General features: G+C 49.0%; 26 protein-coding genes, 3 pseudogenes and 1 riboswitch. Of the genes and pseudogenes, 28 read left to right on the top strand and 1 reads right to left on the bottom strand.

The features are described 5' to 3' along the window. Nucleotides 1–34: 34 nt before the first annotated feature. The 5 genes and pseudogenes from CW734_RS10845 (at nucleotide 35) to CW734_RS10825 (ending at nucleotide 5204) form a co-directional block, all read left to right on the top strand. Nucleotides 35–751, top strand: a complete 717-nt coding sequence (locus CW734_RS10845; RefSeq protein WP_101190469.1) for a response regulator transcription factor — start codon at nucleotides 35–37, stop codon at nucleotides 749–751. Continuing rightward, nucleotides 744–2522, top strand: a complete 1779-nt coding sequence (locus CW734_RS10840; protein WP_101190468.1) for an ATP-binding protein — start codon at nucleotides 744–746, stop codon at nucleotides 2520–2522. The genes CW734_RS10845 and CW734_RS10840 overlap by 8 nt, the downstream gene beginning before the upstream one ends. Nucleotides 2523–2568: 46 nt before the next feature. Next, nucleotides 2569–3102, top strand: coding sequence for an RNA polymerase sigma factor SigX (gene sigX, locus CW734_RS10835; RefSeq protein ID WP_101190467.1), 534 nt, complete (start codon nucleotides 2569–2571; stop codon nucleotides 3100–3102). After that, complete coding sequence (locus tag CW734_RS10830) at nucleotides 3092–4282, top strand: hypothetical protein (RefSeq protein ID WP_101190466.1); 1191 nt, start codon at nucleotides 3092–3094, stop codon at nucleotides 4280–4282. The genes sigX and CW734_RS10830 overlap by 11 nt, the downstream gene beginning before the upstream one ends. Before the next feature lie 55 nt (nucleotides 4283–4337). Next, nucleotides 4338–4472, top strand: a riboswitch (FMN riboswitch). 139 nt (nucleotides 4473–4611) lie between these two features. Beyond that, nucleotides 4612–5204, top strand: a pseudogene (locus CW734_RS10825) (ECF transporter S component). A 36-nt stretch (nucleotides 5205–5240) separates the two neighbouring features. Here CW734_RS10825 and CW734_RS10820 read toward each other — a convergent pair. Beyond that, nucleotides 5241–5491, bottom strand: a pseudogene (locus CW734_RS10820) (ferredoxin). Between the two features lie 316 nt (nucleotides 5492–5807). On the opposite strand from CW734_RS10820, the gene CW734_RS19020 reads away from it, so the two are divergent. From CW734_RS19020 to CW734_RS10715, 23 genes and pseudogenes are all read left to right on the top strand, one after another. Continuing rightward, nucleotides 5808–6122 carry a hypothetical protein gene (locus CW734_RS19020; RefSeq protein WP_232787034.1) on the top strand — a complete coding sequence of 105 codons (315 nt, stop codon included), beginning with the start codon at nucleotides 5808–5810 and terminating at the stop codon, nucleotides 6120–6122. 10 nt (nucleotides 6123–6132) lie between these two features. Continuing rightward, entirely contained in the window at nucleotides 6133–6444 is a 312-nt protein-coding gene (locus CW734_RS19015; protein ID WP_232787033.1) for a helix-turn-helix domain-containing protein, read from the top strand. Beyond that, entirely contained in the window at nucleotides 6441–6617 is a 177-nt protein-coding gene (locus CW734_RS19010; protein ID WP_232787032.1) for a helix-turn-helix domain-containing protein, read from the top strand. Before CW734_RS19015 ends, CW734_RS19010 begins: the two co-directional genes overlap by 4 nt. Before the next feature lie 115 nt (nucleotides 6618–6732). After that, nucleotides 6733–8034 (top strand): annotated as a pseudogene (locus CW734_RS10810) (RecQ family ATP-dependent DNA helicase). Between the two features lie 80 nt (nucleotides 8035–8114). Continuing rightward, nucleotides 8115–8885, top strand: a complete 771-nt coding sequence (locus CW734_RS10805; RefSeq protein WP_101190465.1) for a LysM peptidoglycan-binding domain-containing protein — start codon at nucleotides 8115–8117, stop codon at nucleotides 8883–8885. Nucleotides 8886–8946: 61 nt separating this feature from the next. Further along, nucleotides 8947–9576, top strand: coding sequence for a CBS domain-containing protein (locus CW734_RS10800; protein WP_101190464.1), 630 nt, complete (start codon nucleotides 8947–8949; stop codon nucleotides 9574–9576). Between the two features lie 69 nt (nucleotides 9577–9645). Continuing rightward, on the top strand, nucleotides 9646–10431 hold the full coding sequence (locus tag CW734_RS10795; RefSeq protein WP_101190463.1) for a metallophosphoesterase: 786 nt from the start codon (nucleotides 9646–9648) through the stop codon (nucleotides 10429–10431). Nucleotides 10432–10465: 34 nt separating this feature from the next. Next, the gene (locus CW734_RS10790) at nucleotides 10466–11446 is read left to right on the top strand and encodes a YpdA family putative bacillithiol disulfide reductase (protein WP_101192182.1); all 981 of its coding nucleotides are present in this window, start codon (nucleotides 10466–10468) and stop codon (nucleotides 11444–11446) included. A gap of 21 nt (nucleotides 11447–11467) precedes the next feature. Further along, nucleotides 11468–12439 carry an asparaginase gene (locus CW734_RS10785; protein ID WP_101190462.1) on the top strand — a complete coding sequence of 324 codons (972 nt, stop codon included), beginning with the start codon at nucleotides 11468–11470 and terminating at the stop codon, nucleotides 12437–12439. A 29-nt stretch (nucleotides 12440–12468) separates the two neighbouring features. Then, nucleotides 12469–13143: a glutamic-type intramembrane protease PrsW gene (gene prsW / locus CW734_RS10780; RefSeq protein WP_101190461.1), complete on the top strand. Its 675-nt coding sequence runs from the start codon at nucleotides 12469–12471 to the stop codon at nucleotides 13141–13143. A 144-nt stretch (nucleotides 13144–13287) separates the two neighbouring features. After that, a complete protein-coding gene (cmk, locus tag CW734_RS10775; protein ID WP_101190460.1) occupies nucleotides 13288–13968 on the top strand; it encodes a (d)CMP kinase in 681 nt (226 codons plus the stop codon). Continuing rightward, the gene (locus CW734_RS10770; protein WP_101190459.1) at nucleotides 13965–14555 is read left to right on the top strand and encodes a lysophospholipid acyltransferase family protein; all 591 of its coding nucleotides are present in this window, start codon (nucleotides 13965–13967) and stop codon (nucleotides 14553–14555) included. Before cmk ends, CW734_RS10770 begins: the two co-directional genes overlap by 4 nt. A gap of 68 nt (nucleotides 14556–14623) precedes the next feature. After that, nucleotides 14624–15769: a 30S ribosomal protein S1 gene (rpsA, locus tag CW734_RS10765; protein ID WP_101190458.1), complete on the top strand. Its 1146-nt coding sequence runs from the start codon at nucleotides 14624–14626 to the stop codon at nucleotides 15767–15769. A gap of 21 nt (nucleotides 15770–15790) precedes the next feature. Then, nucleotides 15791–16825, top strand: a complete 1035-nt coding sequence (gene fni / locus CW734_RS10760; protein WP_269801456.1) for a type 2 isopentenyl-diphosphate Delta-isomerase — start codon at nucleotides 15791–15793, stop codon at nucleotides 16823–16825. Between the two features lie 93 nt (nucleotides 16826–16918). Then, nucleotides 16919–18229, top strand: a complete 1311-nt coding sequence (der, locus tag CW734_RS10755; RefSeq protein WP_101190456.1) for a ribosome biogenesis GTPase Der — start codon at nucleotides 16919–16921, stop codon at nucleotides 18227–18229. A 133-nt stretch (nucleotides 18230–18362) separates the two neighbouring features. Then, nucleotides 18363–19382: an NAD(P)H-dependent glycerol-3-phosphate dehydrogenase gene (locus CW734_RS10750; RefSeq protein ID WP_101190455.1), complete on the top strand. Its 1020-nt coding sequence runs from the start codon at nucleotides 18363–18365 to the stop codon at nucleotides 19380–19382. An 88-nt stretch (nucleotides 19383–19470) separates the two neighbouring features. Continuing rightward, nucleotides 19471–19674, top strand: a complete 204-nt coding sequence (locus CW734_RS10745) for a DUF2768 domain-containing protein (protein ID WP_058380557.1) — start codon at nucleotides 19471–19473, stop codon at nucleotides 19672–19674. A gap of 13 nt (nucleotides 19675–19687) precedes the next feature. Next, on the top strand, nucleotides 19688–20407 hold the full coding sequence (locus CW734_RS10740) for a hypothetical protein (RefSeq protein ID WP_101190454.1): 720 nt from the start codon (nucleotides 19688–19690) through the stop codon (nucleotides 20405–20407). Nucleotides 20408–20571: 164 nt separating this feature from the next. After that, nucleotides 20572–20844, top strand: a complete 273-nt coding sequence (locus tag CW734_RS10735; RefSeq protein WP_068869301.1) for an HU family DNA-binding protein — start codon at nucleotides 20572–20574, stop codon at nucleotides 20842–20844. Between the two features lie 238 nt (nucleotides 20845–21082). Next, a complete protein-coding gene (gene folE / locus CW734_RS10730) occupies nucleotides 21083–21658 on the top strand; it encodes a GTP cyclohydrolase I FolE (RefSeq protein WP_058383624.1) in 576 nt (191 codons plus the stop codon). Between the two features lie 25 nt (nucleotides 21659–21683). After that, complete coding sequence (gene mtrB, locus CW734_RS10725; RefSeq protein ID WP_058380559.1) at nucleotides 21684–21905, top strand: trp RNA-binding attenuation protein MtrB; 222 nt, start codon at nucleotides 21684–21686, stop codon at nucleotides 21903–21905. A gap of 75 nt (nucleotides 21906–21980) precedes the next feature. Beyond that, the gene (locus CW734_RS10720; protein WP_101190453.1) at nucleotides 21981–22757 is read left to right on the top strand and encodes a heptaprenyl diphosphate synthase component 1; all 777 of its coding nucleotides are present in this window, start codon (nucleotides 21981–21983) and stop codon (nucleotides 22755–22757) included. A gap of 5 nt (nucleotides 22758–22762) precedes the next feature. Then, entirely contained in the window at nucleotides 22763–23461 is a 699-nt protein-coding gene (locus CW734_RS10715) for a demethylmenaquinone methyltransferase (RefSeq protein WP_101192181.1), read from the top strand. Nucleotides 23462–23465 lie beyond the last annotated feature (4 nt).

Raw genomic sequence — 23465 nt, 5'->3', positions numbered from 1 at the left:
GAAAGGTATAGAGATGAAAGTTGGAGGGATTAGGATGTCTGAAGAAATTACAATTCTTGTAGTGGATGATGAAGAGAGGATCCGCCGCCTGTTGAAGATGTATCTCGAGCGTGAAGGATATATGGTGGAAGAAGCCGAAAACGGCGTGGAAGCATTGGAAAAAGCAGTGGAGAAGGATTACCATTGCATCCTGCTTGATCTCATGATGCCGGAAAAAGACGGCATCGAAGTGGCAACCGAACTTCGGGAGACGAAAATGACGCCGATCATCATGCTGACGGCCAAAGGCGAGGAAGCAAACCGCGTGGAAGGGTTTGAATCCGGAGCGGATGACTATATCGTCAAGCCGTTCAGCCCGCGGGAAGTCGTGCTGCGCGTAAAAGCGATTTTGCGCCGGTCGTCTGCTTATTCGCCTTCTACAAGTTCGACTGTCTCAAAAGACTTGGTCGTCTTTCCTCATCTGACGATCGACCACGATGCGCACCGCGTGACAGCAGACGGCGTGGAAGTGAATTTGACGCCGAAAGAATACGAACTTTTATATTTCCTGGCAAAATCCCCGGATAAAGTGTTCGACCGGGAACATTTACTCAAAGAAGTATGGCATTATGACTTTTTCGGCGATTTGCGTACCGTGGATACCCATGTCAAACGCTTGCGGGAGAAATTGAACCGCGTCTCCGAATCCGCCGCTAAGATGATCGTCACCGTATGGGGTGTCGGATACAAATTCGAGGTCGGCAATGAATAGAATATGGAATAGCATCGTCGGGAAGCTGTGGGTAACCATTTTGCTTCTCGTTTCCTTTGTCCTTTTTATCGTGACGGTGCTGCTGTTGGAGTTTCTCGGGAACTTCCATAGCGAGACAGTGGAAGAAGCGCTTCACAACGAAGCGAATATGATAGCCCGGATCTTCAATGACCACTCCGGGGAAGGCAATTTATCGATCGTCGACGAAGTATTAGGGCCCGAAACCAATGCAGTCATCGCCGAAGAACCGGGGGAAATCTCGTATTATTTGCATGATGGCTTGAATGGCGAGGAAATCAGGGAAAAGATCGTCAGCGAAAACGAATTTCAAAAAGTATTTGAAAGCGATGATACGGTAACGAAAGAAATGCTGCTGCCATCCTTGTCGGAAGCAGACCGCATGGAATCGTATATCGTCATGGCGTCGCCTCTTCAAACAAGCGATGAGCTTCACGGCACGGTTTTCATTTACCAATCATTGGAAGTTATGGACCGCACTGCTGAAAGAACAACCAATATCGTTTTCCTATCCGCGTTTATCGCGTTATTATTGACGACGTTTTTCGCATTTTTCCTATCGACCCGGATCACCTCCCCGCTGCGCAATATGCGCGAAGGGGCATTTGAATTGGCGAAAGGGAATTTCGACACAAAAGTGAAAGTATCTTCCGGAGATGAAATCGGCCAATTGGCGATCGCCTTTAATCAGATGGGCCGCCAGTTAAAGCATCATCTCGAAGTGATCAACCAGGAGAAAGAGCAATTATCGAGCATCTTGACTTCGATGGCGGATGCCGTAATCACCTTCAATCAGGATAAGACGATCCTGTTGAACAATCCGCCAGCAGAGAAGCTGCTGCAGCAATGGCTCTTCAAAGACGGCACGACCGATGCCAATGCGCTGCCATCGGAAATGCTCCATATGCTCGACCATGTCCTGACATTCCAGGAGGAAATTGAGGAAGAGCTTGAAATCGAAGGCGCCTATTATGCGGTCAATTTCAGCCCGCTATACAGCGGAGAAAGCGTACGCGGGGCGGTGGCTGTGCTCCATAACATGACGGAACAGCATCGCCTTGAGAAGCTGCGTGAAGATTTCATCGCCAATGTATCCCACGAACTGCGGACGCCGATCGCCATGCTGCAGGGCTATAGCGAAGCCTTATTGGATGACGTCGGTGCAAGCGAAGAAGAGCGCAACGAAATGACCAAGATCATCTACGAGGAATCCCAGCGCATGGGCCGACTCGTCACGGACCTATTGAACTTGGCACGATTGGAATCAGGCCATATGCGCCTCTACAAAGAATTGGTGCAGTTCAATAATGCCATCGAGCGGATGAGCTTGAAATTCAGCCAAGCCGCGAAAGAAAAAGGCATCGAACTGAGCTTCACGACAGAACTCGATGACTGGGCGGCAGCCGAACTCGACGAAGACCGCATCGAACAGGTCATGACGAATTTGATCGATAATGCACTTCGCCACACTCCGCAGGGAGGGCAAGTGCATGTGCATGTCGAAAACATGGGAGACTACGCAAAAGTTTCGATCAACGATACCGGGGCCGGAATTACAGAGAAAGACCTGGAATTCGTCTTTGAGCGTTTCTATAAAGCCGATAAGGCAAGGACGCTCGGCAAAGGCGGCACAGGGCTCGGGCTCGCGATTGCCAGCAATATCATCAAAGCGCATTCGGGAGAAATCCGCGCCGAAAGCAAATTCGGCGAAGGCACTTCGTTCATCTTCACATTGCCGCTGAAGGCGATGTAACTTTTCTGCTGTCGTGACGACTAATCCAAGGAACGGGGGGAGTTGCGTGAATGACTCCGTGTTTCATCGGCTGTACGATCAATACCATCAGGATGTCTTTCAGTTTTTGGTGTATTTAGTGAAGGACCGGCATGTGGCAGAAGATCTGATGCATGAAGTTTATGTGAGGGTACTGCGCGCTTATGACCGGTTCCAAGGAAAGAGTTCGGAAAAGACCTGGCTCTTTTCGATCGCCAAAAATGTCGCCATCGACCATTTCCGCAAGACCGCAGTAAGGAAAAAGCATTCGATGGATTTCTTCGACTGGGAAACCCAACAATTGGTTTCAACTGAAAAAATACCGGAAGAAGTTTCATTGCTCAATGAAGACAAGATCCGCTTATACCAAATGCTCGATTTGTGTACAGGCGACCAGAAGCTGGTCATCATCATGCGTTATTTCCAAGATCTCTCCATTGCGGAAACTGCTGAAGTCCTGGAGTGGTCGGAAGGCAAAGTCAAAACGACACAGCACCGGGCAATCCGGTCCCTCCGCCAAAAATTACTAGAAGCAGAAGGGGGAGGAGAATATGCCGAATGACAAATGGGACGATGAAGAAATCGAAAGTTTGTTGCGGGATTTCCCCAAAATACAAGACAGCCGGCCAAAAGCCGAAGTGTATAAAAAGCTTTCCCAAAAAGAGCGAACACACAAGCAGCCAAAGCGCTGGCTGCCGCTGTTAGTTGCCATCGTCGCATTCCTGAGCATCTCGGTGCTCGTCGCCTCTTTGCTGCAGCAGAATGGAACCGACTCAAGCAGCGAGAGTGAAAGCAGTGGCGCGGAGTCGACGATGGCGACAGATGAGGCACCAACAGAACCAGCAGAGCAAGCGGACGGATCTACGAAAGAGTCTGAAGAGGCAGCAAGTTTGGCCACGGATGACCCGGATGTGAAGCGGAGCGCAGTTTATGACAGCGAACTGGAAGGTGCGCACGTGTTGCGCATCGGGCTTGCTTATCATGGCTATGTTGTGCCCATAAGTTTCGTCATTCCTAAACAGCTAGCCGATAAGGAGGAGCCGAACGCTCTCGAATTATATGAAACATTCGCCGGTCAAATCGATGAATCCGGCTTGGGTTTTGATGAGTATCATCCATATGAAGGCGAACTTCAGCTAAACGGGTCGACGATCAGCCATTTTCTGCCGGACGGCCATTCCTATGATCAAGGTTCGGCTTCCACTTTGCTGTATTTATACAGCCTGGAAGAAACATTCATGGGCCAGCAGGAAATCCGTGTCTTGAATGAAGAGGGCGAGGCAGCGCAATTATCCCATATAGGGACAGTGGAACCGCTCGTACCCGGGGAACAGGGGCAAAGCTTTTACTTGCTTGCCTCGTCAACGGGTGACTGGCATTTGGCTCCGGCATACGGCATGTCACCGGAGAATGTGGGAGATGCGCTGATGGCACTTCAGCAATCGCCGAATGACGGCTATCGATCGCCGGTTCCTGAAGGGATCAGTTACCGCGTCGAAGTGGATGAAATGAACGCCACATTGATATTCGAAGAGCCAATGGACTTGGAGGCGCTTGACGGAATGGAAGCGATGCAGATGATCGAAAGCATGGCGCTCACGGCTCAATCCTATGGCTCATCGCTGACGGTATCCAATACGGCACAAGCGGAATGGGCAGGATTCGATTTCTCCAAAGAACTTGAACTGCCCGTTTCGCCCAACCGCATCGACTGGTTAGAAAATAAAAAGACAGCAATGTAAGCAGTATGGTTTACATTGCTGTCTTTTTATAAGATTAACTTGTATAAAAATATCGATTCATCTTCGGGGCAGGGTGCAATTCCCTACCGGCGGTAATTGGACATAATGGTCCATCAGCCCGCGAGCCGTAAAAGCAGGATTTGGTGAGATTCCAAAGCCGACAGTATAGTCTGGATGGGAGAAGGTGAAGGTACGGACGCATGCCGTGTTAATGGCGGACCGTTTATTTCAGTGTGCCTAACTCTCCTTAAGTGAAACTTGCTTAGGGATTTTTATGGCAGCATGCGCCCGAACCTTTCTTCTGGTGAATCACGACAAGGAGAGGAAACATGAAGAACAAGAAATTGCAATCGATGATCGTCATCGGTATGCTGAGCAGCATCTCGTTTGTGTTGATGCTATTCAATTTTCCGCCGCCGGCATTGCCAGCATTTTGAAAGTGGATTTCAGTGACGTGCCTGCGCTGATCGCGGCGATCACGATGGGGCCAGTAGCAGGCGTCTTGGTAGCATTCTTTAAAACGTATTGACTGGATTTTTCAGGAAGCCCGACTGGCGTTCCTGTAGGGCATATGGCGAATTTCGCGACGAGCCTGTTGTTCATTTTGCCGGTCTACGCCATTTACCGTAAAGTTTCCACGAAAAAGGAATCGCATTCGGTTTGATCATCGGGACATTCTCGATGGCAATCGGCATGAGCTTGCTCAATTATTTCGTCTTTTGCCTATGTACACGTTTTCCTGAACATGCCTGAACAGTCAGGGAACGCATTGTACACGACCATTGTCCTCGGGATCCTGCCGTTCAACTTGATCAAAGGCTTGGCGCTTACGACCGTCGTCTTATTGATCTTCGGCAGCATGCATACCTGGATTGAAAACAACGTTCCTATTATTTATCATAAAAGAAGGGCTGGAAGATGATTCTTCCGGCCGCTTTTTCTATTGACCACGTTTCGGTCAGTCTTCGTATTTAAGTGGGTTCCCTTCAAATGACTCGTCTGCAACTTTAATGGAATCGGTCGGGCATCCTTCGAATGCGTCTTCCATATCCTCCATCAGCTCATCTGGCACTTGTTCAGTCCCCGTGTTATCATCAAGAATAACGAAGGCGATGCCCTCATCATCATAATCGTAAATGTCCGGTGCTGCTGCTCGCAAGCCCCGCATGCGATACACGTATCTTTATCAACAATGGTATATTTAGCCATTCCAGTTCCTCTCCTTTATCTCCGAACAAGTCCAGTTATACTATCGTGTTTATTCTATAGATATTTCATGATTTTTCAACCCAAAACCGCCAGGAGGGTAATTCAGTGCGATTCGATGAAGTCGTTTTAGCGATCATGAAAGCGGTAGACGGTCAACGGACCGTATCTTCCCTTATCATTTAATTAAAGGAAAGAAATCAGGGCAAACGATTCAGGACATCGGCTATTTCGGGCTGCATCCTTATTTTGCAGTGCTCCTAAACTGGACAAGCAAGACTATCTAGCGTCCATTGATAGCCTGCAGGCGCAAGGCTATTTGATTCCGGATGACAACAGCGTCCAGCTCCATCACTCCGCATTCGATCTGGAAATTCCGCCTACACCCTTGAATGGCTGGAAGTACAGAGGCAATGAAAATCGGTTCTTTGCGCGCCTATCGTTGGTGATCCAGACAATGTCCAATTTTATGCAAGGCCAAAAGCGCTTTGATCCAGTCGTCACCGATGAAACGGTGCAGGCGTGGGCCAAGGCTTATTTGAAACGTGTCGATTTTCGCTCACCTGCTGTTCAAGAAGCTTTCAAAACCAGCTCGAAACCAGCTTGGCTATGGCAAAACCACCGAAGCGCATAAAGATATCTTGGTGGAGCGATTGTCGGGCTATGGTGTCGGCGGGCTCACCTGGGATCAATTGGCCATGCAGCATGGCATTTTGCCGATAGATGTAAAGATTGCGGCTGTTGAAGCCATGCATGCTTGGCTGGATGTGATTGAAGGCATGGAATATCCATTGCTAGCGGGCATGCTTGAAGGCATCATCCAGCAATCCGCCTTGACAGAATCAGCGAAGCGCACGCAAAACCTGTCCGAACGCGGCTTTTCACTCAAGCAGATTGCTGAGCTCAGGCAGCTGAAAACAAGTACGATCGAGGACCATTTCGTGGAGATGGCATGAACGACCCAGCGTTCAGCTCTGCACCGTTTATGGACGAGCAGTTATTTCAATCGATCCATCACATCAGCAAGGAGTTGAAGACAATGCGCCTGCGGGATATTAAAGAGCGGTTGCCGGAAGCCAGCTATTTTCAGATCCGGCTGGCACTGGCGATGAAAGGTGGCGTCATATGAATCTTGAAAAGCTATTATACGACGCTTACGGCTACGCGGAATTCCGCCCCGGCCAAAACAAGTGATCGAGCAAGTGCTGGCGGGGCGTGACGTGCTGGCGCTGCTGCCGACCGGAATGGGAAAATCGCTGTGTTATCAGTTGCCTGGAAAAGTCTTGCCAGGCGCCATTGTCATTGTTTCGCCGCTTTTGTCGTTGATGCAAGACCAAGTCACCCAATTGAAGATGGGGAAAATCGGTCATTGCCATCAATTCCTTTATGAAACCGGAAGATCGTGAAAGGGCCTGGAATACGCTCGGCCAGTATAAATTCATCTTCGTGGCCCCGAAATGCTCGTACAGCCATACGTGCTCGGCAAATTGAAAGCACTCGGCATCTCGCTGCTCGTCGCGGATGAAGCCCATTGCATTTCTCAATGGGGCTTCGATTTTCGCCCGGATTATTTGCGCATTGCAGAGGTTCTGCCCAAGCTTGGCAATCCCCAGACTTTGGCGCTGACCGCAACCGCGACCGACAAAGTTACAGATGAAATCAAACATTACTTAAAATTGAGTGACCCATTCGTCTATTCACATCCGATGGACCGAAAGAACATCAGCTACGATATCCGGAAATTCGACAATGACAGCGACAAATTGGAAGAATTAGTGAATTTGGTGTCAACTTACGCCGGGCCAGGGATCATTTATGCCGGAACGCGCCGAAAATCGCAAGAATTGGCGGAGCGCATTCTCGCACTCGGTATCCGCGCAGCATTTTACCACGGCGGGATGGAACAGCAGGACCGTATTTTTGTGCAGCAGCAATTTGCCAATAAGGAGCTGGAGTGGGTATGTGCGACCAATGCATTCGGCATGGGGGTCCATATTCCTGATATTCGCCACGTCATCCATTTCCAATTGCCTTCTTCTATAGAAGGATATGTTCAGGAAGTTGGGCGCGCCGGTCGGGATTCTTTGCCTTCACTTGCGACCTTATTGTATGCCGCCGGCGATGAGCGGCTAGTGGAGAGTTTGATCATGGATGATTTGCCCGAACGCCATGAAATCGAGCTGATCTATGAGCGCGGCGAAGAAGCGAAGCAATTGATTGAGCAGGGGATGATGAGGGAGACGGCGTATCGCATCATTTCCTATTGGCGTGAGCGCCTTCCCCTTGAAGGCACATTGAACCAGATCGAGCAATTGAAAAAAGAAAAACAACGGCAAGCAGCTTCCGTCCGCGGGCTGGTCCATTCAAGCGGCTGCATCCGGCAATACATCAGCATGAGTTTTGACCAGGAAAACCCTGCTATACCGGCTAATTGCTGCAGTTTTCATGGGATCGACCACAGCCTGTTCAAAGGCAATAGAAGTGAATCGAAAGCATCGCCAAACGGGTCTTGGCAAGAGCGCTTGAAGGTCCTTCTTCCTATATGAAAATCTCTATTTCTATTATTTACAAATAAGCCTTTTTTCGTCATAATAGATATATTAGTACAGATAGGGGTAGTCGTGAAATGGGAAACGATAATTATCATGAATCAATGGAAAAGAATCGCCAGGAATTGTCACAGGAACGCATGGCAGAATTGACGAGGCGCGCACGCCAGATGCCCAAGCCGAAAAGCAGGGGCTTATTATTGCCTTCCTTGTTTTTCATCTTTATCTTGATTCCGGTCACTTTGTTGATCTATGTTGCGTTTTACTATGAACCGGATGACACGCTTACTGCCAAAACAAACGAAAATGAAGTCAGCTTCGAACTGAACTCCCAGCCGCCTTCTGACAGCACTGTGCTCGCCGCTGCAGACGACCAGCAGGAAGACGAAAAAGAAGAAGAGAAGAAAAGTGCGAAAGCAAAAGAAGCGGAAGAACAAAAAGAGCTGAAAGAAAAAGCGCGTGAACGTGAGGAAAAGGCAGCTGCAAAAGAGAAAGAGAAAGAGCAGGCAGCTGCGGAACAGCAAGCAGAGAAAAAAGCCCAGGAAACAGCGCTGGCAGAACAAAAAGCGCGTGAGGAAGCTGAAGCGAAAGCAAAAGCCGAAGCCGAAGCAGAACAACGTGCGAAAGCTGAAGAAAAAGAAAAAGAAAAAGAGCAGCAAGAAGAGCAGGAGGAAACCCCGACTGCTGGCGGCAAGACGGTAACCGTCCAATCGAGTGAAACGCTTTACCGCATTGCCGTCAATAATTACGGCGCGAGCGGTGCAGCCGCCGCTGTTGAGAAGATCAAACAGGCCAATGGCTTGGCATCTAACGATATCAGCCCCGGACAAACATTGATTTTGCCATAAGGCAAGATTAAATGCCTCCTGTTAGGGAAAAGATAGGAAGAATCTAAAAAGAGGTGAGCGAATGTTTGTCAAAAGTGCATTAGTGAAAAAAGAAAGATGCTTTACGGTAAAACCGGAAGATACGATGGAAAAAGGGCTTGAGCTATTGGAGCAGCATTCCATTGATGCATTGCCCGTCGTCGATGGCGACCAATTCAAAGGGATCTTTACTTGGTATCATGCATATCGTGCGTTCTTCTATTCGGATGCCCAGAAAGACGAGTTTGTCCGTTCGACAAAAGTGAAAGATATCATGGTCAACCACGATGTTTACTTGAATATCGACGATGTCTATGAAAAAGCCTTGGTCGAATTACGTGACTTCCCAATTATCGCTGTCGTCGACGAAGGGAAATTTCTCGGAATCGTCACCCGCTTTGATGTCGTTAACCAATTGCAAAGTGCATTCGGCATGAATCAATCAGGGGTTCGCATTACCGTTACATCGGTCGAATCAGAAGGCCGCATTGGACGGCTTGGTGAAATCATCGAAAAACATAAAGAATCCGTCGTTTCACTCGTTACATTCGATGAAACTGACAAAATGGTGCGCCGCATCGTCCTCAAAGTGAAGAAAAAGAACAATATAGACAAGTTCACGAAGGAACTGGAAAAATCGGGCTTCCGTATTCTTGATATCACTGAAGATTGAATAGCGGCTTGAACAGGAAAACATAAGCGCAGCTTATGTTTTTTTGTTGCTTCGGAAAGGATGTACACGATGAAATGGATTTTACGGATTGGATTAGCGGGCTTGGCTATCCTGGCATGGATGTTCCGTGCCGCCCACAGCGAAAACAAGGAGACAGCAGCCATTCGCTTGTCGGGAGACGCCCAATTTGCTCCTTTTAAGCTGCTTTTTATCTCCGATGTTCACCGCCGCAAACTTCGGCGCGATATGTTCAACGATCAAGTCGATCTCATCGTCATCGGCGGGGATTTTGTCGAACGGGGGGTCCCGGAACAGCGCATCCGCGAAAACTTGCGGATTTTAACTGAACTTGCTCCGGTATATTATGTATTCGGAAATAATGACAGGGAAATTGGCGAAGAGCGGCTAAGGGCATTGCTTGAAGAACAAGGCACCGTTATCCTTGATGATGAATCTGTTGAATTGTTCGGCAATGCTAAACTTAAATTGACCGGAATCGATTATTTCGCTTTTCGGGAGCATAGTGTAGAAGACGCTTTCCGCACTGTCGAGAAAGGCGATTCCGTCATTTTCATCTCCCATACGCCTTTTGTCTTTAAGCACGTAAAACAACATTATCCAGTCAGCCTGATGATTGCCGGGCATACACACGGCGGGCAAATCAGGTTGGGGCCATACGGGATATTCGACCGGGGCTCATTGACTGTGTCGGAAGGAATAACCGAACTCATCAGCAATGGATTCGGCACGACGACTTTGCCATTGCGGCTCGGTGCAAAAGCAGAGTTCCATGTGCTTGAAATTCACCCTGCATCGGGCAGGAAGCATTTGGCACAAAGCTCTTCAATCGGCTAAGATGGATATGGACATTATTACAGGAGTGGTTGAAATGGAACATGCAGATGTCATCATCGTAGGAGGCGGGCCGTGCGGTTTATCGGCAGCCATCGAAATACAGAGAATGGGCCTGCACCCCGTCATTCTCGAAAAAGGAAATATTGTCAACGCCATCTATCATTACCCGACACACCAGACCTTTTTCAGCAGCAGCGAAAAATTATCGATCGGGGATGTGCCATTCATTACCGAAGACCGCAAGCCGAAGCGCAATCAAGCGCTCGTTTATTACCGTGAAGTGGTGAAGCGGCATGCATTGGATGTACGGGCATTCGAAACGGCCATATCGATCGAACAATCGGATGGCTTTCTCGTAAAAACGACCAAGAATGATTACAAGGCGAAATATGTGGTAGTGGCAACAGGCTATTACGACCATCCGAACAAGCTTGCAGTACCGGGTGCGGACTTGCCGAAAGTGATGCATTATTTCAAGGAAGGGCATCCATATTTCGACCGTGACGTGTTGGTGATCGGGGGCAAGAATTCGGCAGTGGACGCAGCGCTGGAACTGCATAAAGCCGGCAGCCGGGTGACGGTGTCCTATCACGGCACGAGCTATTCGAAAAGTGTCAAGCCATGGATTTTGCCGGAGTTCGACGGGCTCGTGCGCCAAGGCGAAATAACCATGCTATTCGATTCCATCGTCGACGAGATCCGTGAAGATGAAGTGGAACTGACCGTGAACGATACAAAAGAAACCTTCGCGAATGATTTTGTCTTCGCCATGATCGGCTATCATCCAGATCACCAGTTCCTCCGGCAGATGGGGATCAGCATCGATGAGGCAAGCGGCAGGCCGTCTTTCAATGAAGAGACGATGGAGACGAATGTCGAAGATTTATTTATCGCAGGCGTCATCGCGGCCGGAAACAATGCCAATGAAATTTTCATCGAGAACGGTCGTTTCCATGGCCAGCAAATCGCAGCGGCGATTGCGAAAAAACAAGCGCTGGAAAATGCAACAGACTAGATTATCCAAAAGAGGTGCATTATGAAAAAGAAAGTATCGTTAATTACGACAGGGGGCACTATTGCAAGCAAAGCCATTTCCGACGACGGCTTGCTGAAGTCCGGCGCCATTTCGGGAAAAGATCTGGCGGAACTTTGCCAATTGCCGTCTGAGATCGAAGTGAAAGTAATCGATGTTTATCAATTGCCAAGCATGCATATCGGCTTCGATGAAATGAACATCGTCAAGGAAGCGATTTTGAAAGAATTGGAAGACCCGGAAGTAGAGGGCGTCGTCGTTACACATGGCACCGACACATTGGAAGAAACTGCCTATTTCCTGGACTTGACTGTTGGCGATGAGCGGACGGTCGTGGTGACAGGAAGCCAGCGTGCGCCAGAAGCAGTCGGGACGGATGTCTACTCGAATTTACGCAACTCGATTTACGTTGCTGTCGATCCGGTGATCAAAGGCGTTGGAACGGTCGTCGTCTTCAATGAGCGGATCTACAGCGCGAAATACGTCAAGAAAGTGCATGCCAGCAATTTGCAAGGCTTCGATTCATTCGGCCATGGCTATTTGGGCATCATCGATAACGATAAGGTCCGCATCTACCAAAAGCCGGTGCTGCGTGAAGTGCATCGTGTGCCAGGGGGCATGCCGCGCGTCGATATCGTCAAATGCTATTCAGGACAAGAAGGATCGATTGTCGATATGCTGGCTGAAAGCGGATCGATAGGCATCGTCCTAGAAGCTGCTGGACGCGGCCAGATTTCCCCTCATATGGTGGAGGCGGTCGAACGCGCCGTGAAATCCGGCATTCCCGTCGTGTTGACGACGAGCGCCGAAGAAGGCAATGCCTATCCGGCTTATAGCTATCCCGGAAGCGCTCACGATTTGCTGACGCGCGGCGTTATTTTGGGCAGCGATTACGATAGCAAGAAAGCGCGCATCAAATTGGCGATCCTGCTGTCGGGCAATGAAGCGATCGACAAGGAAGCCTTTGAAATTTAACAGCAACGGGTGATTGGAGGAGGGCGTCTATGTTAGAGCTGTTGACGGTGGCTATTGCGCCCGGGCTCGCATTGTTCAGTTATTTTTATTTGCGTGATCAATTTGCAGGAGAACCGTCGAAACTGATCTTCCATTGCTTTTTATACGGCGCTCTTCTGACATTCCCGATTTTATTTATCCAATATGTGTTTGAAGCCGAGAATGTATTCCAGAATGCCTTCGTGAAATCCGTCTTGTTCTCGAGTTTATTGGAAGAATTCTTCAAGTGGATCGTCTTGCTTGCGGCAGTATTCCGCCATATCGATTTCGAAGACCCGTATGATGGGATTTTATACGGCGCGAGTTTATCGCTCGGATTCGCCACGGTCGAAAATATTCTATATCTTCTTGAGTTCGGGCTTGGCGCAGCTTTCCTTCGGGCATTTCTGCCGGTTTCGAGCCATGCTTTATTCGGTGTGGTCATGGGCTTTTATTTCGGGAAAGCGAAATTCACCGAAAAAAGGGAAAGCAAATGGTGGCTTGCGGCCGCTTTAGTTGCGGCGTCGCTTTTGCATATCGCCTATAACGCTTCGCTTTATGCTTACGATAATCTATTGTACGGCGCTGTACCCTTTATGCTGTTCTTGTGGTGGTTCGGTTTGCGGAAAGTTCGCCAGGCCCACCAATTATCGGTCAGCCATTACCATAAGCACACCCCTAATTAATTAGATCAAAAGCCTTCCGCTGCGGGGCTTTTTCTTTTTGTGCTGCTTTGGCTTCTGAACTATTCGCCGGGCGCTTTGATTTTGCCCGAAACCTTTTGCATATTGTGATAAAATGAAATCATTACATAAGATGAGGTGACAGTTTTGACGAAAGCTATACAAATCGCGATCGACGGGCCGGCTGCTGCGGGCAAGAGCACGATCGCTAAAATAGTGGCAGAAAAATTAGGCTATATTTATATCGACACTGGCGCGATGTACCGCGCGATCACGTTGAAGGCATTGAACGCAGGCATCAACCTGGCGAGCAATGAAGAAGCCGGGGCTTTGCTTGTGGCGACTGAAATCGATTTGATCCCTGTAGAAGGCGGACAGAAAGTACTGCTCGACGGGCACGATGTTTCGGAAGCGATCCGTTCCCAGTACGTGACGAAGGCGGTATCGGAAATGGCTGCCCATGAACTGGTCAGAAAGCGCATGGTTGAGCTTCAGCAGAAACTGGCTGAAGACCGTGGCGTCGTCATGGATGGCCGCGACATCGGCACACATGTCTTGCCGAACGCTGCACTCAAAGTATTTATGTCCGCCACAGTCGAAGAACGCGCAAGACGCCGCTTCGAGGAAAATAAAAAGCGCGATATCCTGACGCCGCTTGTCGAGCTGCAGGAGGAAATCGCCATGCGCGACAAGATGGATTCCGAGCGTGAAGTAGCGCCTTTGAAGCAAGCAGAGGATGCCGTGTTCTTGGATACGACTCCTTTGACGATCACAGAAGCGGCGGAAGCCATCCTGAAATTAGCGGAAGAGAGGCTGATGGCGTCATGAATTTGTATGCAGTAGGAAAAACGCTCGTGAAGACTGCGCTTAGCCCGATGTATCGTTTTCAGGTCAGCGGCACTGAAAAGTTCCCGGAAACAGGCGGAGTGCTTCTTTGCAGTAATCATATCCATGCACTCGATCCGCCGGTGGTCGGCATGACAGCGCCAAGAACCGTTCATTTCATGGCGAAAGAGGAATTGTTCAAAGCTCCGGTGCTCGGATCGATCCTACCGAAGGTCAACGCCTTCCCGGTGAAGCGCGGCATGAGCGACAGGGAAGCGCTGCGGACGGCGTTGAAATTGCTGAAGGGCGGGGAAGTGGTCGGGCTGTTTCCGGAAGGCACCCGCTCGACTGACGGCGTATTGAAAAAAGGCTTGAGCGGCGCCGGGTTCTTTGCTCTTCGCGGCAATGCAGATGTCATGCCGTGCGCTATCATCGGGCCGTATAAGCCATTCGGGAAAGTGAAAGTGGTCTACGGCGACCCGATCCTGATGGACCCTTATCGTGAACGCAAAGCTTCCGCAGAAGAAGTAACGGAAGCCATCATGGCCAGTATTCAAAAGATTCTGGATGAAAACGTCGAAAATAAGTGATTATTTTTGTTTTTATTAGAGAATTCGAATAAAATAGAATATGGATAGTTTGTGAAGGAGGGCTACTTATGTCAGAGGATATGAATTTGATGGAAAACCGTGACTTCCAAACAGGAGATCGCGTAAAAGGAATAGTCGCCAAAATCGAGGAAAAAGCGGTGACGGTGACAATTGATGGAGCGCCGTTCGACGGGATCATCCCGATCAGCGAGTTATCGAGCCTCCACGTCGAAAAAGCTTCAGACTCGGTCCAAGAAGGAGACGAGCTTGAGTTGATCATCACGAAAGTGGAAGACGAGAACTTTGTGTTGTCGAAACGCAAAGTCGATGCCGAATCCGCTTGGGACGATCTCGAGAAGAAATTCGAATCCGGTGAAATCATCGAAGCGGAAGTGAAGGATGTCGTCAAAGGCGGCCTGGTCATTGACTTAGGTGTGCGTGGTTTCGTGCCGGCTTCACTTGTGGAAGATTATTTCGTCGAATCTTTTGAGGATTACAAAGGCCGTGTCATGACCTTTAAAATTGTCGAAATGGAAAAAGAGAACAACCGCTTGATCCTTTCCCACCGTGCCGTCGTGGAAGGTGAAAAAGAATCCAAGAAAGAACAAGTGATGGATTCAATCAATGCAGGAGATGTACTTGACGGCAAAGTCCAGCGCATCGCATCATTTGGTGCATTCGTCGATATCGGCGGAGTGGACGGTCTTGTCCATATTTCCCAATTGTCACACGAGCATGTCGACAAAGTGTCGGACGTCCTGACGGAAGGCCAGGAAGTGAAAGTCAAAGTGCTTTCTGTTGACCGTGACTCTGAACGTATTTCGCTGTCGATCAAGGATACTTTGCCAGGGCCATGGGATGCCATCGACGAGAAGGCTCCAAGAGGCTCTGTCCACCAAGGAACAGTGAAGCGCCTTGTCAGCTATGGAGCGTTTGTTGAAGTGCTTCCGGGAGTAGAGGGCCTTGTGCACATCTCCCAAATCGCGCACAAGCATATCGCTACACCTCATGAAGTGCTTCAAGAAGGCCAGGAAGTTGAAGTGAAAGTGCTTGAAGTCAATAAAGAAGACAAGCGCTTGTCCCTCAGCATCAAAGAGCTTCAGGAAAAAGAAGCGGAACAGGATTTCTCACAATACGATATGCCGGAAGAAGCATCCGGATTCTCGATTAGTGATGTAATCGGTGATAAATTAAAAGGGTTCAAATCCGAATAAATGTCACGGGCAAAAAGAAAGATGGATCATATCAATTACGCACTGTCCACAGGGCAATGCCGGGCTACTTGGCTCGACTGCGTCCGTTTTGTCCATCAGGCGCTTCCGGGAATCGGTGTCGCCGATGTATCGTTGGAACCAAAAACAGGTGATTTGAAACTAAAATCACCTGTTTTTATTAATGCCATGACCGGAGGCGGTGGTTCTGAGACTTTGCAGCTGAATGCCATGCTTGCGCGTGCTGCAAAGGAAACCGGAATCGCAATGGCAGTCGGTTCACAAATGGGCGCATTGAAAGATAAAAATGAGCGCGAAAGCTATCGCATCGTCCGGAAAGAAAATCCGGATGGGGCCATCTTTGGCAATCTCGGCAGCGAGGCGACAGTTGGGCAAGCGCTTGAAGCGGTCGAAATGATTGAAGCGGATGCGCTGCAGATTCATTTGAATGTCGTCCAGGAATTGACGATGCCAGAAGGCGACCGACAGTTCCGAGGGGCGCTCGAGCGCATCGCCATGATTGCAGAAGCATTGCATGTGCCAGTCATCGTCAAAGAAACCGGCTTTGGCATTTCACATGAAACTGCCATCTCGCTTGAGAAGACTCAAGTGGCCGCCATCGATGCGAGCGGCTTCGGCGGCACCAATTTTGCGAGCATCGAAAATGAACGCAGGAAACGCAAGCTGGCTTATTTCGAAGACTGGGGCATCCCGACGGCTGCTGCAATCGTTGAATGCCGACAAGGATTCAGCCGCACCGTGTTGGCTTCAGGAGGACTTCAGGACGCAGGAGACGTGGTCCGGGCATTTCGACTCGGCGCAGATGCTGCAGGCATTGCAGGCAGTTTCTTGAAACATGCAGTGAGTCTTGGTGAGGCCGGCCTGATCGAAGAGATCAATGGGCTCCACGAAGATTTGCGCATGCTGATGACCGCACTCGGCGCCCGTACAATTGAAGATATCCGCTCCGCACCTGCTGTCATCAATGGGGAATTGCTGTCCCATTTGCAGCAGAGAGGCTTTGAGACGGAACATTTTGCAGTTCCTTTGAAAAACTGAATATTGGACAATTTAAGGGGATGGACATTATTCAGATGCCATCCTCTTTTTCGTGTATAATAGGCTTATCAGAAGTGGAAGGATGAATTAATTATGTCAAAACCGGTAGTAGCAATTGTTGGCCGGCCGAATGTAGGGAAATCCACGATTTTTAATCGCGTGGTAGGAGAACGCGTTTCCATCGTGGAAGATATTCCAGGGGTTACGCGTGACCGCATCTACAGCTCGGCAGATTGGCTGACGCATGAATTCAATATCATTGATACAGGAGGCATCGACCTTAGCGACGAGCCGTTCCTTGAACAGATCCGCAGCCAGGCAGAAGTGGCGATGGATGAAGCGGATGTTATCATCTTTCTCGTCAATGGGCGTGACGGCGTGACGGAACAGGACGAGCAAGTAGCGAGAATCCTGTACCGCACGAAAAAACCTCTGGTGTTGGCTGTCAATAAAATTGACAATCCTGATATGCGCCACATGATTTACGATTTTTATTCCCTTGGAATCGGCGAACCTTACCCGGTTTCCGGATCGCACGGCCTTGGCCTGGGCGATCTTTTGGATGAAGTGGCGAAGCATTTTCCGAAAGAGGACGAAGAGGAATATCCGGACAATGTCATCAAGTTTTCATTGATCGGGCGCCCGAACGTCGGGAAATCCTCATTGGTCAACTCATTCCTTGGCGAAGACCGCGTCATCGTTAGCGAAGTGGCAGGAACGACACGCGACGCCGTGGATACGCAGTATGAATACGATGAGCAGCCTTATGTCATCATCGACACTGCAGGCATGCGCAAAAAAGGGAAAATATATGAAAGCACCGAAAAATACAGCGTGCTTCGCGCATTGCGCGCGATTGAACGTTCTGACGTTGTTCTCGTTGTCTTAAATGCCGAAGAAGGCATTCAGGAACAAGACAAGAAGATTGCCGGATATGCCCACGAGGCAGGAAAAGCAATCGTCATCGTCGTCAATAAATGGGATGCCGTGAAAAAAGACGACAAGACCTTGAACAAATTCACGCAGCAAATCCGCGAGCATTTCCTGTTCCTGGATTATGCCCCGATCATTTTCGTTTCCGCAGTCAGCGGGCAGCGTGTGCATAACATCCTTGAAATCATCAACCGCGTCAATGACAACCATTCACGCCGCATCCAGTCGAGCATTCTCAATGAAGTAATCGAAGATGCTGTGGCGATGAACCCGGCTCCGTCCGATAAAGGGCGCCGCCTGCGTCTTTATTATGTGACGCAAGTGGCAGTCAAGCCGCCGACTTTCGTTGTGTTCGTCAACGAACCGGAAATGATGCACTTCAGCTATGAGCGCTTCCTGCAGAACCGTATCCGGGAAAGCTTTGATTTCGAAGGCACGCCGCTGCGTTTGATTACGCGCGCCCGTACTTAAATTCAACCAGCGGGTGTTTCGACTTTCCTGCTGATATCAATTGATCCAATCGGACTTTACAGAACATCATGGCTCCCACTTGAAGAGGTGGGAGTTTGGTATTCTGCTAAAGCAGGATAAAGGAGAGATAAAGATGGAAAAAGTCACTGTATTTGGTGCAGGGAGTTGGGGGACGGCGCTCAGTTATGTACTGGCGCAAAACGGCCATGATCTACTATTATGGACCCATCGCCAAGACCAGTCGGATGAGATCAATCAGCATTCGAACGAACGCTATTTGAAAGGGGTGCGCTTGCCGGATTCGTTGAAAGCGACAGCAAACCTCGATGAAGCGGTAGCGCACGCCGATATTTTCGTGTTGGCCGTACCCACAAAAGCCATTCGTGAAGTTTCACGGGATATCCGTGAACGGATGACGAAAAAAGGCTTGTTCGTCCATGTGTCTAAAGGCATCGAGCCGGATTCACTCAAACGGATCAGCGAGATGATCCGTGAAGAAATCCCGGCCGAGCTGATTGAGGAAGTCGTCATTTTATCTGGGCCAAGCCATGCAGAAGAAGTTGTACAGGAGCATCCGACAACGGTCACCGCAGCGTGTGAAAATACGCAAGCAGCGAACCGTGTCCAGGATCTGTTCATGAACTCTTATTTCCGCGTCTACACAAATACCGATGTCATCGGAGTGGAAATCGGCGGGGCTTTGAAGAATATCATCGCTTTGGCGGTCGGGATTACCGATGGCCTCGGCTATGGGGATAATGCGAAAGCTGCGATCATGACGCGCGGCCTGGCTGAAATTGCACGCCTCGGCGTGAAGATGGGCGCGACGCCGTTGACCTTCTCTGGTTTATCGGGTGTTGGTGACTTGATCGTTACATGCACAAGCGTCCATTCGCGTAACTGGCGGGCAGGTAATATGCTCGGGAAAGGCAAGAGCGTCGATGAGGTGCTCGCTGAAATGGGCATGGTCGTCGAAGGGATCCGGACAACGAAAGCTGCCCATCAATTGGCCGCTGAATACAAAGTTCCCATGCCGATAACAGAAGCTTTGTATGCGGTATTGTTTGAAGGCGTCAAGCCGGAGAATGCCGTAGAAGAGCTGATGGGCCGCATGAAGAAAAATGAAATGGAAGATTTGATCGACTTGCTGTAATTGTCACAAACGAAGGGGCTGCTTGCTGCTGCCCCTTCTTTTTTTATGCTATACTATGGACTGAAACTCCACGAAAGGCGGCTTATTCATGAGTTCTTTGGATAAAATGTGGGTATCGTTTGCAGGCATCGCTTTTTTGATCATTTCCATGGGGATGATCTATTTGAGCCGATACAAATTGCAAAACGGCATCCTGAAATTTCTATTTGCGCTGATCGCGTACGTTCTGCTGATCCTGGGCTTCTTTATTATGGTTTTCACTGTATTCAGCGGACCGACCGGTGGCGCCTGAGGGGATGGACATAATGAAAAAAACAACAGCGTTGCTGCTCGTCCTGCTGACGGCAAGCCTTCTTACGGCTTGTGCGTATCCCAGCAGCGAGCGGGCGGAAAATCAGATTCCCTATGAAGATCAACTAGCCAGTGCGCAACAAGCGGTTGAACGTTACCAAGAGTTCAATGGCGGCTTATTGCCAATCAAGACGAGGGATATGGACGTCGACCAATTCATCAAATATCCTATCGACTTTTCCAAAATCGTGCCGGATTTTACAGCTGAAATCCCGAGCAATGCATTTGAAGTCGGCGGAATTTACCAGTATGTCTTGATGGATGTGGAGGAAAATCCGACCGTCAAGCTCGTCGACCTCCGGGTAGCGGAAGGCATCCGTTCTGTCAATGTCAGAAAGAGCGCGAATGGCGGCAGGGCCCCGATCTCCGAAATCATTGCCGATAATGTGTATAAATTCAATCATGAAGCAATGGGATTCAATGAAGAGCCGATGGTCCAAAGCCCATACAGCGGCAAGATGTTGCCAATGGTCATCACAGGGCAAGGCGATGTCTATATCGATTATTCCATTGATTTGTATGAGGCGATTCAAAGCTATGAAGGCGAACTCGAACAAGGGCAGGATATCCGTTTTATCCTTTACGAAAACAGCCCGGTCGTGCCTGCTTATTCGCTTCCGTACACCATCGATGAAAATGGCGAGCCTATTTTTCTGACAGAGGAAAAAGCCTGATACAGCACGGATTTGCCCGAAATCCACATGTTTTTGAAAATATTGGGAGTATTTGGTGGTTTTCTTTGAAATGCGGCCTATTTGTTGTTGCTATGCGATTTTCGTTGTGATACTCTTTTTACAGGATTGATGGCAAGCATCCCCTTTGAGAGGAGGTGAATAGCATGAACAAAACAGAATTAGTGAACTCTGTTGCAGAAGCGGCTGAACTTTCTCGTAAAGATGCTGCGAAAGCAGTTGACGCTGCATTTGAAGCGATTCAAGATGCTCTAACTAAAGGTGAAAAAGTACAATTGATCGGATTCGGTAACTTTGAAGTTCGTGAGCGCGCGGCCCGTAAAGGACGCAACCCACAAACAGGTGCTGAAATCGAGATCGCCGCAAGCAAGGTTCCTGCCTTTAAGCCAGGTAAAGCACTTAAAGACGCAGTGAAATAAGCTTCGGCTACTGTACATAGAATGGCTTTTGCGAGATCTAATCTTGCAAAGGTCATTCTTTTTTTCGGCCCCGTTTTTGCCAATACCCCCCGTAAATGCTACAATTCAGGTGAGAAAAGCGGAGTTGTCTCTCGGCTCAGCAGAAATAGGCGCGTGAAACTGCAATGATCAATGGCTGTTTTCAACCGCTGCCCCAAATAGAGTGATTTTTTCTACAGGAGGAAATAATGTGATAGATATGAAAAGCCATAACGTAGATCTGGATAAAATAGAGCAAGCTGTCGGGATGATTTTGGAGGCAGTCGGAGAAGATGTAGGCCGTGAAGGGCTGCAGGATACCCCGAAACGTGTCGCGAAAATGTATGCGGAAGTTTTTGCGGGATTGAAGGAAGACCCGAAAGAATATTTCCGCACAGTGTTTCATGAAAATCACGAAGAACTCGTATTGGTCAAGGACATTCCGTTCTATTCGATGTGCGAGCATCATCTAGTGCCATTCTTTGGCAAAGCGCATATTGCCTATATCCCGCGCGATGGGGTGGTCACAGGGCTCAGCAAATTGGCGAGAGCGGTTGAAACAGTCGCAAAACGCCCTCAGTTGCAGGAACGGATCACTTCTACGATTGCCGACTCGATGATGGAAACCTTGAACCCCCACGGCGTGTACGTCATGGTCGAAGCCGAGCATATGTGCATGACGATGCGTGGCATCAAGAAGCCAGGATCGAAAACCGTCACGGCTGTGTCAAGAGGGGTATTGGAGACAGACGACATCAAACGTTCGGAAGTCATTACCTATATCAATATGAACTAAAACTATGGAAAAGCAGGTGTAAACAATGGCACAAACTGAATATGTGGTGATCCGTGCACAAGAGGACGGCGTCAACGTCATCGGGCTTACGCGCGGCAATGATACGAAATTCCATCATACGGAAAAGCTCGACCGCGGCGAAGTGATGATCGCCCAATTCACCGAACATACATCGGCAATGAAAATTCGCGGCAAAGCGGAAATCCATTCCGCGCACGGCATCATTGAAAGCGACGCGAAAAAATAAGCGTTAATGGTGAAGGCCAGAAGGGCATTATGCTATAATATGAGCTATGGCTAACCTATGAATGGAGCAGGCAGTATGAACGGACAACAAATACAATCCAAAATCATCTCCATGGAAATCGACGTACTAAAAGCAGTTCGCCAACGAACGTTAGACCAGTTGACGGAAGGGCCTTTTGTTAAAGAGGCGCGCCTGTTTTTCTTGCTGCTGCCGTTTTTTAACGGGGAGCAATGGTCGGATAAAATGGAGACAAGCGCCCGGACAGTGGCAATCGTCTACGCTGCGCTGCACGCACATGACCGGGTGAAAGAAGAAATGCCCATCAGCAAAGAACAGCAATTGACAGTGCTCGCCGGAGACTTTTACAGTGGCATCTATTACCAATTGCTGGCTGAAGGGAAAAATATTGAAATGGTTCAAAAGCTCGCTACAGTAATCATCCAGGTGAGCGAGAAGAAAGCATCCTTCCATGAACTTGCGATCCAGCAGCCGGAGCAAGTGGAAGAGACGGCGAAAGTGATCGAAACAGCTTTGTTGAATGCGTTTTATGAAGAAAATGGCTTTGGCCATTATAAGCAGCTGATGGAACAATCCTTGCTGTATATCCGCTTTGCAGAAGAGCTGGAAGCGCTGAAGAAGGGCGAGTTCAGCTATCTCCTCAGATTGCTCAGCGAAACCTTGATCCATTCGACATTCATCGAGCGTTGGCTCACTAGTCGTCTGGAAGTTTTAGGTAATGAGATATTGGAGTCCATCAATGATTGCGAACTGGATTTTGAACTCAAGAATATATTGCTCCACCAAATTATTCCGCATCGGCATAGCGCTGAACCGCTGACGCGAGAAGGATGACGATGATGCAGAAAACGAAAGAACAAAGAGTTCACGAAGTGTTTGAAAAAATTTCCGAAAACTATGACCAGATGAATTCGGTCATCAGCTTTCAGCAACACAATAAATGGCGCAACGACACGATGCATAAAATGCAAGTAGCAAAAGGCGCGTCTTGCATCGATGTCTGCTGCGGCACGGCAGACTGGACGATTGCGCTTGGAGAAGCCGCGGGACCTACAGGGCGCGTGGTCGGATTGGACTTTAGCCAGAACATGCTGAATGTCGGGCACCAAAAAACAGCCCATATGCCTCAAATCGAATTGGTGCAAGGCAATGCGATGTCCTTGCCTTACCCGGACAATTCATTCGATTTTGCGACCATCGGCTTTGGTTTGCGCAATGTACCGGATTATGAACAGGTGTTATCAGAAATGCACCGTGTCTTGAAACCTGGAGGCATGATTGCCTGCCTAGAGACTTCACAGCCTGAAAGCTTTGTATTCAAGCCGTTTTTCCGGATGTATTTCCGTTTCATCATGCCGGTCTTCGGCAAGCTTTTCGCGAAAAGCTATAAAGAGTATTCGTGGCTTCAGGAATCAGCTAAAACATTCCCTGGCATGAAAGAGCTTGCGAAACTCTTCAGCAAGGTCGGATTCGACAGAGTGAAATATAAACCGTATTCAGGAGGGGCTGCTGCCCTCCATATGGGACTGAAAAAGTAAACAA

The sequence above is a fragment of the Planococcus sp. MB-3u-03 genome (assembly GCF_002833405.1).
GTDB lineage: Bacteria > Bacillota > Bacilli > Bacillales_A > Planococcaceae > Planococcus.
This window is presented reverse-complemented; position numbering and strand designations above follow the sequence as displayed.